Annotated in this window: 11 protein-coding genes and 1 pseudogene; 3 read left to right on the top strand and 9 right to left on the bottom strand. The window is 48.3% G+C overall.

The window, feature by feature from the left end:
* Positions 1-188: 188 nt before the first annotated feature.
* The 4 genes from FFM82_RS09880 to FFM82_RS09865 all read right to left on the bottom strand — a co-directional run bounded on the left by FFM82_RS09880 (position 189) and on the right by FFM82_RS09865 (position 7,227).
* Positions 189-851, bottom strand: a complete 663-nt coding sequence (locus FFM82_RS09880) for an ABC transporter ATP-binding protein (protein ID WP_137645674.1) — start codon at positions 849-851, stop codon at positions 189-191.
* Between the two features lie 11 nt (positions 852-862).
* Positions 863-2,338, bottom strand: coding sequence for an ABC transporter permease (locus tag FFM82_RS09875; RefSeq protein WP_137645673.1), 1,476 nt, complete (start codon positions 2,336-2,338; stop codon positions 863-865).
* A gap of 201 nt (positions 2,339-2,539) precedes the next feature.
* On the bottom strand, positions 2,540-3,100 hold the full coding sequence (locus FFM82_RS09870; protein WP_137645672.1) for a DNA-3-methyladenine glycosylase I: 561 nt from the start codon (positions 3,098-3,100) through the stop codon (positions 2,540-2,542).
* Positions 3,101-3,174: 74 nt separating this feature from the next.
* Positions 3,175-7,227, bottom strand: a complete 4,053-nt coding sequence (locus FFM82_RS09865; RefSeq protein WP_137645671.1) for an MMPL family transporter — start codon at positions 7,225-7,227, stop codon at positions 3,175-3,177.
* A 181-nt stretch (positions 7,228-7,408) separates the two neighbouring features.
* Here FFM82_RS09865 and FFM82_RS09860 point away from each other — a divergent pair, with 181 nt between their 5' ends.
* The gene (locus tag FFM82_RS09860; protein ID WP_137645670.1) at positions 7,409-7,987 is read left to right on the top strand and encodes a TetR/AcrR family transcriptional regulator; all 579 of its coding nucleotides are present in this window, start codon (positions 7,409-7,411) and stop codon (positions 7,985-7,987) included.
* Between the two features lie 299 nt (positions 7,988-8,286).
* Here FFM82_RS09860 and FFM82_RS09855 read toward each other — a convergent pair whose 3' ends face one another.
* From FFM82_RS09855 to FFM82_RS09845, 3 genes are all read right to left on the bottom strand, one after another.
* On the bottom strand, positions 8,287-8,991 hold the full coding sequence (locus tag FFM82_RS09855) for a GTP pyrophosphokinase (protein WP_137645669.1): 705 nt from the start codon (positions 8,989-8,991) through the stop codon (positions 8,287-8,289).
* A 38-nt stretch (positions 8,992-9,029) separates the two neighbouring features.
* Positions 9,030-9,317 (bottom strand): hypothetical protein, encoded by a 288-nt coding sequence (locus FFM82_RS09850; RefSeq protein WP_137645668.1) that lies wholly within the window; start codon positions 9,315-9,317, stop codon positions 9,030-9,032.
* 96 nt (positions 9,318-9,413) lie between these two features.
* Complete coding sequence (locus tag FFM82_RS09845) at positions 9,414-10,808, bottom strand: FAD-binding oxidoreductase (RefSeq protein WP_137645667.1); 1,395 nt, start codon at positions 10,806-10,808, stop codon at positions 9,414-9,416.
* Between the two features lie 251 nt (positions 10,809-11,059).
* On the opposite strand from FFM82_RS09845, the pseudogene FFM82_RS09840 reads away from it, so the two are divergent.
* A pseudogene (locus FFM82_RS09840) lies at positions 11,060-12,088 on the top strand (LCP family protein).
* Positions 12,089-12,163: 75 nt separating this feature from the next.
* Here the strand turns inward: FFM82_RS09840 and FFM82_RS09835 are convergent.
* Positions 12,164-12,418 (bottom strand): hypothetical protein, encoded by a 255-nt coding sequence (locus tag FFM82_RS09835; protein ID WP_137645666.1) that lies wholly within the window; start codon positions 12,416-12,418, stop codon positions 12,164-12,166.
* 232 nt (positions 12,419-12,650) lie between these two features.
* Between FFM82_RS09835 and FFM82_RS09830 the strand changes: the two genes are divergently transcribed.
* On the top strand, positions 12,651-12,962 hold the full coding sequence (locus FFM82_RS09830) for a hypothetical protein (RefSeq protein WP_137645665.1): 312 nt from the start codon (positions 12,651-12,653) through the stop codon (positions 12,960-12,962).
* A 64-nt stretch (positions 12,963-13,026) separates the two neighbouring features.
* On the opposite strand, the gene celB is transcribed toward FFM82_RS09830, so the two are convergent.
* Positions 13,027-14,349 carry a PTS cellobiose transporter subunit IIC gene (celB, locus tag FFM82_RS09825; RefSeq protein ID WP_137645664.1) on the bottom strand — a complete coding sequence of 441 codons (1,323 nt, stop codon included), beginning with the start codon at positions 14,347-14,349 and terminating at the stop codon, positions 13,027-13,029.
* Between the last annotated feature and the right edge of the window lie 202 nt (positions 14,350-14,551).

Below are 14,551 nucleotides of genomic sequence, written 5' to 3'. Positions count from 1 at the left end.
TCCTAAACACGGTCTCGAAGACCAACATACTTAAACCTGAATTACTAAGAATAATGGCGGTGATCGGTTTGTAATACGGACTTGAAGTCCAAAGGGCATATTCGATCTTTAGCTCCACATATTCCACTGTAATTCAAAAAGCTCTGTAAAACCGGTTTGGTTTTACAGAGCTAATCTTAGTATGTTTACTAAACCTGTTCTAACTTAAATTCGTGCTTAGCCAACCGGTACGACTGGTCGCAAGCCGCGGCCACGTCCGGTTCGTGGGTCACAATGATCACGCACTTTTGTTGCTCGTGAGCAATCTTTTGAAACAACTGGATGACGTCACGGGTGTTGGCTTCATCCAAGTTACCGGTCGGCTCATCCGCCACCACTAACTTGGCATCGCAGACCATTGTACGGGCAATCGCGACCCGCTGCTGTTGGCCCCCGGATAAGCGTTGGACGTTTTTAGTCATCTGCTCATCTGTCAATCCCAATTTTCGTAACATCTCCTGGGCGTACTGCTTATCGCCCCGGTGACTAGAATTGGTAATTGCCATCGCCGTCATCAGGTTATTCAACGGCGACATGTACGTTAGCAGATTGTACGACTGAAAGACAATTGAGACGTGCGACTTGCGGTAGTTTGTTAACCCAATTTGATTGATCGGGTCACCGTTCAACGTAATTTGACCTGCCCGTGGTTTATCCAATCCGGCTAACAAGGATAAAAAGGTTGTTTTACCGGAACCACTCTGCCCAACAATTGCGTAGGACGTCGCGGATTCAAAGTTTAAATTAACGTGTTCGAACAAACTATTTTCTTGGCGGTCGTACCAGTAGCCTAAATCTTCAACTTTTAACAAAGAATCGCCTCCTAATCAATTAGTACCTTCTTCGGTTGTAATCGTAAAATACCGCCGGACGCTAACATAATCGATAGGAACATGATGCCGAGGCCTAAGCCACCCAGTTGCACCAGATCCAACACCGTGACGTTGACGTCCAGATCAGTTTGCTGGCTAGTTGCACCACTGGCTTGTTGGTTAGGACCGCCTTGCATTTGCCCACCGCTTGGTTTTTGACCACTTGGCTGACTGCCACCGGCGTTACCACTCGGCATGCCACCACCACCGGGTTGACCACCCGTTTGACTAGTCGTGGTTGCCGTGGTCGTCTGTTGTGAAACCAACTGGTCGCTTAATTGGTTGCCCACAAACTTACCGCCGAAGCCGGCAACGACGATGGAAACGACAAGCACCATCACCATTTCAACGAAGAACTGGGCCACGATCTTCCAACGGCTTTCGCCGAGTGAAAGTAGCACGCCAATTTCATAACGCCGTTCGCGAACCATCAAAATGACGATCAACGCTAAGATAATCGTACCGGCAATCGCGACTAGCCAGACGATCTTATCGGCAAACGACTTCACGTTGTCCATCGACGCTTTGACTGTCTGGTAACTACTGTCATCGGTGCTTAACGAGTACTTAGACGTGTTGATCAACTGATTACCAGCCTTTTTCACGCTGCTGACCTTGGCCGGATTCGAAATCGAGAAGGTCACGGAGTCAGCCGTGTTCTTATACTTGGATCCTTTAATGGTGTTAGCAAAGCTGGTTGCCGTGTAGACACTATTGGCGGGGTCGGTTGCGCCGGGGCCTTGCTGGGTCGTCGTCGAAGACGTCTTATAAATCCCGACGATTTTCATCGTATAGGTCTTCTTCTGACCAGTCGTGGCCTTCAGCTTAATGGTGTCGCCCACGCTCAGGCTATCCTGCTTAGCAAGTTCACTTTCGATCACCACGTTGTTGGTGCCGCTATCACTGGCAGTGATACCGCGGCCCTTCGTGATTTTACTCGTTTTGCTTTGGAAGCTGGAGACGCTGCTAGTGGCGGTCACGCCGGAAATCGCAATGTTACCACTGCTGCTACTCATCGCGCCGCCCATGCCCTTCATGCCACCACTACTGCTACTACTGGTGGAAATCACGTCAAAGCCCTTGGCGTTAGCGGACGTTGACGCAGTCGCGTTATAGCCGGAAACGTTGGCTAACGCGGCAATTTTCTTTGCATCGCTTAACTTGACCGGCGAAGTCGTCAACTTGGGCCGACTCTTTTGCTTAGTTGTCGACTGCCGCATTTTTTTAAAAGCCGCTTGGCGGTTCGCCGACAGAGTAACGGTCGCGCCAACGCTCTTCTTTGCGTTAGTCGTGGCGGTATCCGCCGCGTTACGAATCAGCAACCCCGCTAAGACAAATAACATAATTGCGGAAGTGACTAAAATTAATAGAATTGAACGGCCCTTCTTTGCCGTTAGATTAAGCCATGCTCGTTTAAAAAAATTCACGCTTAACCCTCCTTCAGTTAGGATTGTGACTTGAACACCTCCTAACTTAACGATTAAATGGGGCTAAATTGTGAACACGGCGAGGACTTTTTGCGCCGTTCGCGCGAATATTTTCAGTTTGTCAGAGCCACTACTCCAATCAGCGGGGTTATATAAAAAAGGGCGCTCGAAAAATTATTTCGAACCCCCTCCAATTAACGATTAGCTTTGATTTTCCGGTGCGAACGCACAACTGATCAAATGGTCATTAATTAATCCGGCTGCTTGTAAGTAGGAATAAACGGTAGTCGGGCCAACGAACTTAAAGCCCCGTTGCTTCATCGCCTTCGTGACCCGCTTCGCTAAATCGTTAGTTGCCGGCATTTGCTGGGCACTAGTCCACGGCTGGCGCACCGGTTGACCATCCACGAAGGCCCACAGCCACTCAGTAAACGATTGCGCCCCCGCCCAGTCGCGGATCACACGGGCGTTATGCACGGTCGCGTTAAGTTTCAAACGATTGCGAATAATCCGCTCATCGGTCATTAACCGATCCACGTCAGCCGGCGTCATGGCGGCTACCCGCGCAACTTCAAAGTGCTGAAAGTCTTCCTCAAAGGCGGCCCGTTTATTCAAAACCGTTTGCCAGCTCAAACCCGCCTGGTAAGTTTCTAAGCACAGTAACTCGAACAGCTCGCGTTGATCGTGGTGCGGTCGTCCCCATTCATAATCGTGGTACGCCTGCATGTTCGCCGAACTGTCGGCCCATGGACATCGTTGCATGGTCAGTTCCCCTTTCAGACTAAAAAAGGTGCCGGAAATCATTATCCGTCACCCTTTCTAGCTAATTAATTCAATTAGTGTTTACGTTTTGTTGGTTCATCCGCAGTCGTTTCATCTTCCATCCGATCGGTTAACGGGTAAGTTAAACGAATCAAACTTGGAATGACGGCCGGAATAAAGAATACCAGGATAATTAACCCGATAATAACAACCATCGCCACTTGAATCAAGGTCAAGACACCGGACGGCATCAAGGCGGCAAAGGTTCCGCTTAAGATCAGAGCGGCCGATAAGACTACGGCCCCGATGACGGCAGAAGCCCGCACGATGCGCGTGCTTGGCGTTGCGGCCGAATTATCGAACTCACGGTACTTCATCATTAAGAAGATACTGTAATCAACCCCGAGGGCAATCAGCATAATGAAGCCAAAGAACGGTGTGTTCCAAGTCAACATATCCTGACCCATAAACCAGCTACTCAACATCCGGGTAATACTCAAGGACATGATGTAGGCCAAGAGTAACGTCCCTAAGATGTAGAATGGTTGCAGTACGGAACGGGTAATTACCATCAAGGCTAACAGAATCCCGATCAGCATAATCGCAGCGGTCCGGACGAAGTCACTCGAAGCAATCGCTTGGGTGTCGTTCGTTTCGGACGTTTGACCACCAATGGCAATCGTCGAACCGTCTAACGCCGTCCCCTTCAAGCTGTTTTCAGCCTGCGTTTGGATAGCGGAAACCTTGTTCATCGCGGCCTTCGAGCTTGGATTACTATCCAGCACGATGGTCAGCTTGGTTGCGTGGTTATTTTCAGACATGTAGGCCGTCAGCGCGGACTTAAAGGTCTTACCCTTCAAGACGCTCTTCGGAACGTAGTAAGTCTTAGCCGCGTCGGAATCTTGAAGACCGGTCAGGTAACTGTTGGCTGAGCCAACCCCCTTATTGATCTTCTTGGTCCCGTCACTAGCCGTAGTTAAGCCACTTTGCAAGGTCTTCATCTGACCAACTAAGCCCTGCATCGTCGTGTACATCGTCTGGTTACCAGCGGCAATTTGGCTTGCCCCACTGTTAAGGGTGGCGGAGTTAGCGTTTAACTTGTTGGTCCCGGTAGCTAAGGCTTGCACACCACTGACGAGGGTCGGCACTTGGTTATTCAAGGTCGTTAAACCGCTTGAAAGCTGGTTAGCCCCGCTCGTTAACGAACTAGAATTATTAGCCAACTGGTTCGTCCCACTCGTTAAGGCGCTAATGGCACTGGTTAACGTTGGAATTTGACCTTGCAGGCTCGACATACCAGAAGAAACTTGCGAAGCACCGTCCGTTAAGCTGTTAGCGCCATCAGCGGCACTCGCAACTCCGTTCGTATACTGCGTTAATTGTGTCTTCAAGCTGCTAGTCCCGTCTGCCAACTGGGTCAACCCACTAGTCAGTTGCTGAGAACCGTTAACCAACCCGGTTTGCCCGGCCGTGCCGTTTAAGCCGGCCTGTAACTTTTGCATACCGGTAATGGCTTCTTGTAATTGATCAATCACTTTCAACGAAGCATCATTAGCGTCAATCGACTTCTTAGCTAAAGTTTGCAAACTTGAAAGCTGACTCAGTTGTGAGCTTAACGACTTCAGCGTCTGTAACTGGGTCGTTAAGTCCTGACCACTGGTGTTCAACTTATTCAAATCAGACTTCAACGCTTCGGCACTCGTATTGGCACTTTGAACGCTGCTGGCTGCCGAATTACTTGCATCGGCAACCTTGGTACTGATCTGCTTACCCAGTGCTTGAAGCGCTGCCGTCAGCACCGCGGTCTGTGAATCGGTCAACTTCGTATCACTCTTCTGGTTGACCGCACCCACGATGGTTTGAATATCACTATCACTCAGGCTAACTGAGGAGCTGGATTTCAATTGGGTTTGTAAGTCGGTTAGTGCCGTTTGTAACTTAGTAGCGTCGCTTTGAACGGCTTGACTATTTTCTGATAACGCGTTCGCAGTCGTCGTTATCTTACTAATATCGGGCATCTGAGTCGACCCGTTACCCAATTTGGTAATCAAGCCATTCATGGCCGTATTGAGTTGGTTTAGACCCGACTGTAGGTCCGCCAACTGCTTTTGACTGGCGGCACTCGTGCCCGCGTTAACGGAATCATTAACTGCCGATTGCATTTGTTGCAAGCCGGCCGTCACACTGGTTGACCCCGTTCGTAATTGCGACACGCTGGAAGCTAAGGTCCCCGTTCCGTTTGCAATGGCCCCTTGCTTACTATTCAAGGTGTTTAAGCCGTTGCTGAGGGTGTTGCTCCCGGTAAATAGGCTGTTGGCACCAGTTGCTAACTGGTTGACGCCGCTAGCTAAGGTCCCGGTCTTACTATTTAACTGGTTCAAACCGCTGTTAACGGTGTAAACGCCATTCGTATAGGTGACCAAGCCCTTGCTGAGTTTCGTTGATCCACTAGCTAATTGGGAAACACCGCTCGACAGGGTCCCGGTACTACTATTAAGCTTATTGACCCCGTTATTAACGGTATAAACGCCGTTCGTATAAGTTAAAACGCCGTCTTGCAACGTCTTCGATCCGTCCGCCAATTTCTTGACGTCCTTAACGCTCCCCGCAATGTTGGCTTTTTTCAACTTACCGTTGGCTTCGTCCAACCCGCTACTGATCTTGGTCAGGCCCTTGCCCGCGGTCTTCATCCCGCCGGTCACGGTACCTAACTGATTCTTAACGTAGAGGTCCTTAATCGCGGAACCCCCTGGTTGGGTAACGGAAGCCACCGTTTTAACGCCCTTAACCTTCTGTAACTGTTTGGTTAAGTTATCAATGGCCTTCAAATCTTTTTCGTTATTTAACGCGTGGTCGGACTTAATGTAAAGTGTCGACGGTTCGGCCGTCCCCTTTGAGAAGTGTTTCTGAACAACCTTGAACCCCTTCTTAGCGGGAATCGAATCGTTTAATTCGGCCAACGTATCGTAGTTTAACTGGTTATTATACGTAAAGACGAATGGTAATGAAACGCCCAGAACGATGATCAGCGCAATAATTGGATAGCGCACCGAGTTCCAAGCGATTCCGTGCCACATCTTACTGGTACTACCACCGGCAAATTTCTTGGTCGGCCAGAACAGCCGCGGACCAAGCAAGGCCATAAAGAACGGGTTCAACGTCAGTAGGACCAGCAGTAAGACCGCAACGGCCACCGCAACCCCAACGGCGGACTTGTAAATGGAGAAGTTCGCTAACCCGAGGGCGGTAAATCCGATCAGTACCGACGAACCACTGTAAAGAATCGTTCGACCGGCAATCTTTAACGCACGCCCAGTCGCGGCTATCGGATTATCGCCGTGACTGAGTTCCTCTTTGAATTGATCAAACAGTAGGATGTTGTAGTCAGTCCCAATCCCGAACAGGACCACGACCATGAAGACCTGGGTAAAGTTCGACAGTGGAAAGTTAAATTTATCAACTAAGTTCATCACGATACTTAGCGAAATGATAAATGATACCCCGACCGATAGTAGCGAAACTAACGGTGTAATCGGCGACTTAAAGACTAACGTCAGGACAATAAAGATAAAAATCACGGTGATAATTTCGGTCTTTTGAATCCCAGCCTCCGTCACCTGAGTAAAGTCATCGTTTAAAATGTCACTCCCGGTCACGTAAGTTTTAACGCCACTAGTCTTGGCCCCCGCCGTGATGTTCTTAGTCATCGCCGACACGGTCTGGTTCTTACCGACCATCAATTGTAATAATTCGGTTGATTTATCTTTCGAAATCAACTGTTTCTTGGCCGCAGCGTTATCACTTGCAGCGGTCATTGACTTCACGTGGTACTTCGACTTTTGCACCTTGAAGCGTTGAATCGTCCCATCGATTTTCTGCTTCTGAATGTCAGTTAGCGGTGAATCACCATTGCTGAAGATAACGACCACCTGACGGGTATTATCTTGATTACGGCCCCAGTGATTTTGAATCACCTGCGCAACCTGACTCTTCGCACTACTTGGCAACTTGGTCTGACCCTTTTCACGGACCAGACTGCTCATGTTCGGCAAGAAGATGATGGCCGCTACCATCACGACTAGCCAAATAATCGCTTGAATTGTAAAGCGTCTACGGCTCCCTTTCAATCTATATCCCTTCCCTAATAAAGAATTTATAAAACGACATCGTGACATTTAATGAACAACGTGTTTAAATAATAACAATATGTTAAATGAAAACAAAAGAAATTTCAATCAACAATTTTCATAAAACTGTCATTAAATAAACACAACTAATCAACATGTTCAAATAATGAGGTGAAGCTAAGTGGTAGGTACTAAAAACAACCGGCGCTCGCAAATGACCAAGCGGCTGATTCAAGATAGTTTAATTCGACTACTGCAAAAACAAACAATCGATGAAATTACCGTGACCGCCGTCTGCAAGGCGGCGGACATCAACCGCGGAACGTTTTACGCGCACTATGAAGACGTTAAGGATTGCATGGAAAAGATGGAAGAAGACGCAACTACCGAATTATTGGCGGTCATCGATGCTAATTCGCATCCCGACTCACTGCAAGCCATCTTGACGGGGATTTTTGAGGTGGTCAAAAAGCGCCACGCCATCACGTCGTTCATTCTAACGACCGATCAGGATTTCCTCATGCGCTTTATCGCAACGACTAAGCGCGAAATCTTGGCCCAAAATCGTAACCAAATTAATGATATTGGCACCCGCGAAAAGGAATACATGATCGAATACTACCTCAACGGTATCGTCGGTGTCGTTCGCTACTGGTTAAAAACCGGGTTAACGGAGTCCCCCGAACAACTTGCGCACTTCATTAACGATTGGTGGTACCGCGGTAAACCAGTCAAAGACTTATCCCAACCACTTAACTAGGCCATCACCCCCACGCTGGTTAACGTTGATGAAGAAAGTGGCGTCAGCCGGTTGCCCGTTTGCAACTAGTCACCGTCACTCTATTATTAAAATCTTAATTTCTAGTCTAAAATAGCATGTTCACCAGCGAAGCGAAAGTAAACTCACTTCCGATTATTTTGGGGTTCAAGTCAACAAAACCTAGTATGCCAAAGTACGGTCATCATTAACTTGACGACCGTCAAGTTTAGCAGTAACGCACTCAAAAAGCGGCAAGTACCGTCAGAAATTTTTCTGACGGTACTTGCCGCTTTTAATTATCACTTCCGCGACTGCTCAGCCGCGGAAGCTGTTTTCGGTTGGTACATCTTACACTTGATTTCGTCCATTTCACGGTCCAACTGCGTAATTAACTGGGCCTTTTTCGTCAATGACTCACGTAACGCTTCTTGGTGGGGAACGTTCTTCTTATAATTCAACTCGTGCTCCAATGACGCCCAGAAGTTCATCGCGATGGTTCGAATTTGTAGCTCAACGTCAACTAAGTGGGGACCGTCAACGGTGTAAATTGGCACCCCTAAAATCAGGTGCAAACTTTGGTAGCCATTCGGCTTGGGGTGGTGAATGTAATCCTTGACCTTCAGCACCTTGATGTCCGCCTGGGTGGCCAACAAGTCCTCGACCGTCTTAACATCGCTTAAAAAGCGGACGATTAGCCGGACCCCGGCAATGTCGTGTAAATTTTCAAACGCCGCGTTCAGTGTCAGTGGTAAGTGCTTACGCTTTAACTTACCCACAATGCTGTCCGGCGACTTGATCCGCGACTGTTTGCTATCAATCAGCGCGTAGCCGTACCGAATTTCGTATTCACGACTAATGTAATCCAACTTATCTAAGACGAGTTTCATCGCCACTTCGTACCTTAATGAATAGGTCTTTAACTGGTCGACCGCCTGGATAAGCTCGGGCTCAGCCGGCAGTAGCTGGTCATCACCCGCAATTATCTGAGAATCTGCTGCACTCACTAAATCTCGCTCCAATGTCTAGACGCTTTCTCTCTTACCTATTGAATCGTTACCATCCATTCACGGGCGATTTGATCATACGCCGTTCGGTAGGGTTGATCCCCGGCAACGTAGGCGAGCTGGCCGTCCGCGTCATTAAAATCGCTTGGAATCAAGCCATGGCCTTCCAAGACATTCAGGTGGCCGACAACCATTCGGTCACCTAAGAAATGCTCAAAGCGTTTCCAAAACCGTTCAAAACTCTCGAAGTCGTGCACGTCAAAAATCTCGTTTCGTAGCACTTCCGCATCAAATTCGAGTCGTACGTTCGAAACTTTCCGTGTCAACCGACTCCCTCCCCATGGATAGCTAATACTTTCATCATAAGCATAATTTAGTCGTTCCGCAACCGTTCTCCGCAACCCTCATCCGAATCTTAATCTCTAATTAATCTTTCGCTTCGGGTTCAAAATATTCATTGGATCAAACAAAGCCTTAATTTGATGCTGCAGTTGGTCAACGTCTTCACCAAGTTCGGCGTTGTTCCACTGGTTTTTCAGCATCCCAACGGCGTGTTCACCGGAAATCGTCCCGCCGAGCGCTAAGGTCTGCTTAAACATTTCTTGAAGGGCCACGATAACCTTTTCCGGTACTTCGGTCTCGTCTTTCGGCCAAACGACGGTCGGGTGCACGTTGCCATCGCCAGCGTGACCGGCCGTATAAATGCCCACGTTCAGGCGCCGGGAGAGGTCAGCAATGTAATCCATTAGTGGTGCTAACTGCGATAACGGCACCGCCATGTCTTCCATAATATGGTTCTGACCGGCAAAGACCGCGGGCAACATATCGCGCCGCAGCTGTTCAAGCTTGGCCATCTCGTCCGCTGCCGTCGTAATTTGTACGTTCGCCGCTTGTTGCTCTTCTAATAACTTCTTAACGACGTTCATGCTAGCTTCACCGCCATTGTCCAGCTTAAAAATTAACATGGCCGCACTGTCCTTAGCGTAGTGGGTCCCCTCGTAACGGTCTAAAGCCGCCACGGTGTTGCCATCCAGCGCTTCCAACATGGTCGGATAGACCCCCGAAATTCGAATGGCAGTAACGGCCTTAGCTAGTGCCGTCATGTTATCGAAGAACGCCACGCCCATAACCGGGGTCCCCAACGGAATCGGCATCAACTTGACCGTCACTTCGGTAATGACCCCCAGCGTGCCTTCCGACCCAACCATCAGTTGGGTCAGGTCGTAACCAAAGGCCTGTTTGAGCGTCCGCCCACCGAGCTTTAGCTCGCGGCCGTCCGCCAAGACGACTTTAACGCCCAAAACGTTGTCCTTAGTGGCACCGTACTTAACAGTACTCATCCCGCCAGCATTGGTTGCGACGTTCCCGCCAATTCCTGACATCGGTTTAGAACCCGGATCCGGCGCGTAAAACATTCCCTGCTTGCGGGCCGCTGTATCCAAGTCACCGTTAACAACGCCGGGTTCGACGACCGCTAGCGAGTCCGCCTTACTAATTTCTTTAATCCGGTTCATCTTCGCCGTTGATAGTAACAGGCCCCCCGTAATCCCGTCCGAACCAATCACGGTACTAGTCGTTTGCGATTGCGGGATAACTGGTAAGTGAAACTTACGGGCGGTCCGCAACGTTCCCTGAATATCCGCGGTCGACTGGGCTTCAATGTAAGCCAGCGCTAAGCCGCTATCATCATCGTTTAAGTTGGCACTGAAAGAATACTTTTTTAACGTGGCGGGGTCGGTAACTACTTGGCCATCGCTAACTTGCTGTTTTAAATAGGTTAAAATATCTTGATCACTAAATGCCCGAAAAATTGTCATCTGCAAAACCTCACTTGATTAGTTAAGTACACGGTTAGTATAGGACACTCAACTAAATTTGACAGGTTTGCTGTCCGTCCGTCAATTTACTCAATTTGTTTACTTACGGATTCAAGCCCACCTAGTGGTATCTATTTTTTGAATTAGGTACACTCAAAATAAGTATTTTCCAGGCAGACGCTTGCTGGCGTATGCTGGTTTTGTAGTCAATAAATTTTGGGGAAAGTTCCACTAAGTGAGGTTTTTAAAAAATGCAACACATGGGGAAATCAAAAGCACGGCCAATTCTACTGGCCATCGCTCTGATCGTTTTAATGGCAGTTATCGGCGTCGGCGTTTTAATTTGGCAGGCACAGGCCCGCTACCAGTCCGACGTGTACACGGGAAATAATGCAAAGGTCAATCCGAACAAGCCACTCAGCGTCCTACTGCTGGGGGTCGACACCGGGGCAGACGGCCGGATCGATAAGGGTAACTCGGACACCATTATGGTTGTGACCATCAATCCCAAGACTAAAAAAACGGTAATTCACAGTATCCCGCGGGACACCTTAGCCGAGATGATTGGTACGAAGAAAACCAACGTCCAGAAGTTGAACGCCGCCTATAACATCGGCGGTTCCAAAATGGCTAAGGCTAGCGTGAGTCACCTACTCAACGTACCAATCGATTAATATGCCACCATCAACATGGGCGGCCTTAAACAAATCGTGGACGCGGTCGGTGGGGTCACGATCAAGAGCCCAATTGACAGCAACTTTGACGGGGTCAAAATCTCTAAGGGCACCCACCACCTCAATGGCAAGCAGGCGTTGAGCTATTCGCGGATGCGTTATCAAGATCCGCGTGGTGATTACGGTCGCCAAATGCGCCAACAGCAAGTCATGCGCGCGGTCCTCGTCAAGCTCACCAAGACCAACACTTACAGCAACTACAGTCAGTTAATGAGTTCCTTAAAGGGAAACCTCAAAACCGACCTCAGCTTTGATGACCTAGTAGCGTTGGCCACTCACGACCACGCAAACTTGAAGGCCATTCAATCAACCCAGATTATCGGTCAACCGGCTTGGATCAACACCAGTTCCTACCAGATTTTAAGCACCGCGACCTTGCAACAATCGTCGAACCAAATTCGCAAAGAACTCGGTTTAAAATCCGCCAAGCTAACCAATATGGAAACTAAGCTAAACGCCTTGAACACCACTTACGATGGTCAGACTAATTTAAACTACGATACTAACGGGTTAGATAACATCACCTATACGGACGGAACCCATTAACAATAAAAGCGTATTCGGACTTACCACGTGCTGGCAAATCCGAATACGCTTTTTGCGTTGATTGATTGTTATGAATTAGCGGCTCCAAGCCTTCAACTGGGTAAGCAAGCCACCGGTATCGTCGTTAAATTCATACTTATTATGGCCGCGCGCCGCACTAGCATGGTCGTGACCGACCCGTAAATCACTGACCTTAAATGTCAGCTCCAACGGTTTAAACGCCTGCGTTGAGTGAATGACGATCCGATCCGCTTGGCGCTGTGCCACCACGTAAAAATAACGAGCCGTTGTCGTCTGCAAATCAATTTGTTTTAAAATTCCCGTTTCCATCTAAGCCGCCCCCCGTTCCTTTTTCTACACCCCCAATATAATTGATGAAACGCGTTTCAGGTCAAGCTTTAAATGCTATTTTTTTAATTGAAACAATAATTATTACATTTTAGTAACAGCGGAGCAAAAAAGCTAGGCAATTTAGTCAAACGGTTGTACTATATCAGTAGGAAAATATTCGGGTGATGTGCCGTGACCATCATTCAACCTCACCATAAAGGAGTGACCCGCAATGATTAATTCCAATCCAGTTCATGATCAAAAGTACTGTTACTTCATCGAACTCACCGGTGACCGCCAGACGGAACTACTGTCAGCTTTAACTCCGGCCGAAGCCGCCCTCGGTGATTGGGAGCGGGTTTACGCTGCCAAGTTACCAACGTGGCGACTCTGGACCGACGCTAACGCCGACACGGTACGCTACGCAGTGACCCACCTAATCGCCCGCCACGGGTTACCGCAAAATGATTACTGGCTGATTCAGTACGAGGGGGATAACCATCGCCACCCGAAGATGTTGCACCCTCAATTTCATACCCGCTAAGGTGACCCTTAGCCCATTAAAAAAGACTTGCCGCGGGCAAGTCTTTTTTTGTTCTATGTCAAATTTAGGCGTTGGCAGTTTGACCAGCCGCTTCTTGAGCAGCAAACTTCTTTTCTTCCTTAACCTTATCACGATCCAAGGCTTTGAAGAAGAAGTAGTAAATGGCCCCGTCAACAACGATGTTAACGATTTGAAGTACCGCACCAGAAATATGACCGGTTGCTAAGAACCCAGAAATAATTGGTGGCGTGGTCCAAGGAACCATGACACCCATCGTTTTGGCAACTAACCCGGTGGACATTGCCACGTAGGTTGCCGTAACGTTCCATAATGGTGCCACGATGAACGGAATGGCCATCCGGTAGTTCATAACGATTGGTAACCCAAAGACGATCGGTTCGTTAATGTTGAAAATCGCTGGTCCAATGATTAACTTACCTAAAGTCTTAAATTCAGCACTCCGTGAAACAAAGGCAATCATGAAGGCTAACCCTAAGGTCGCACCGGAACCACCCATGTGAACGAAGTTATCGAAGAATTGTGACGTTACGACGTTTGGTAACGCCTTACCAGCTTTGATTGCGGCCGCGTTTTGAGACATCGCTGCCAACCAGATTGGTGACATAACCCCGGAAACCACGTTGGCACCGTGAATCCCGAAGATCCAAAGCAGACAGATAACGAATTCGGCAACTAACGCCCCTGGTAACGTGTTACTCAATAAGCCCAGTGGTTTTGCCAAGACGAAGGAAATAACGTTTGGAATGCTTTGCATTGGCGTTGCTTCGATGCCCATCCGTAAGACCCACATTAACGTCAGGATAACGAACCCAGGAACTAACGCAGCGAACGAGTTGCTGACAGCCGGTGGAACGCTTTCCGGCATCTTGATCGTCCAGTTGCGGTGAACCATGAACACGTAAAAGTCGGTGATGAATAAACCAATTAGAAGAGCAGTAAACAAACCGGCTGAATCAAGTTGTGTCAATGGTACCCAAAGTGCCCCTGCTTTATCGGTGTTCAGCGGAATGGTTAACATCCACGCACCGAGTGAAACGATTGAGGCTGAGATTGGATCGACTTTATAACTCTTGGCCAAGTTATAAGCAATCCCGATAACGGCAATCAATCCCATGATGTGGAATGACGCGTTCGTCGGATATTGAACAATGGTTGCCCAGTTCTTACCAAAGGTATTTGCCATAAAGGTCTGATAACCTTGAATTGGGAACTGCGCGATAATCATGAAGACCGACCCAATGATGATCATTGGTACGGCTAGTGTCATCCCGTCACGTAACGCGATTAAGTGACGTGAACCAGCAATCTTACCAAATAATGGGATGAGTCGGTCATTAACGAAACTACTATTTTTATTTTCGCTCATGTCGTTGACCCCCTAGAATAATTTCGACAGAAATCACATTCTGAAACAAACCGTTCCGGATATCACGGAACGTCACTAATCGAAATTGATAATGGCCAGTTATCTGATTAGTTAAAGACGCGAAGTAATTTGTTTCATAATCGTCGCATTTAAGTGACTCGAACGCTTTTTGAATGCGCTTTCTATATTTTCATTATACCGT

Source organism: Lactiplantibacillus plajomi, assembly GCF_005405405.1.
Classification (GTDB): Bacteria; Bacillota; Bacilli; order Lactobacillales; family Lactobacillaceae; genus Lactiplantibacillus; species Lactiplantibacillus plajomi.
This window is presented reverse-complemented; position numbering and strand designations above follow the sequence as displayed.

What these genes read in the sequence shown, in the direction of transcription:
- FFM82_RS09870 (WP_137645672.1), bottom strand. Translation starts at nt 3,100, where the DNA reads ATGCAACGATGTCCATGGGCCGACAGTTCGGCGAACATGCAGGCGTAC.
- FFM82_RS09845 (WP_137645667.1), bottom strand. Translation starts at nt 10,808, where the DNA reads ATGACAATTTTTCGGGCATTTAGTGATCAAGATATTTTAACCTATTTA.
- FFM82_RS09835 (WP_137645666.1), bottom strand. Translation starts at nt 12,418, where the DNA reads ATGGAAACGGGAATTTTAAAACAAATTGATTTGCAGACGACAACGGCT.
- FFM82_RS09830 (WP_137645665.1), top strand. Translation starts at nt 12,651, where the DNA reads ATGATTAATTCCAATCCAGTTCATGATCAAAAGTACTGTTACTTCATC.
- celB (WP_137645664.1), bottom strand. Translation starts at nt 14,349, where the DNA reads ATGAGCGAAAATAAAAATAGTAGTTTCGTTAATGACCGACTCATCCCA.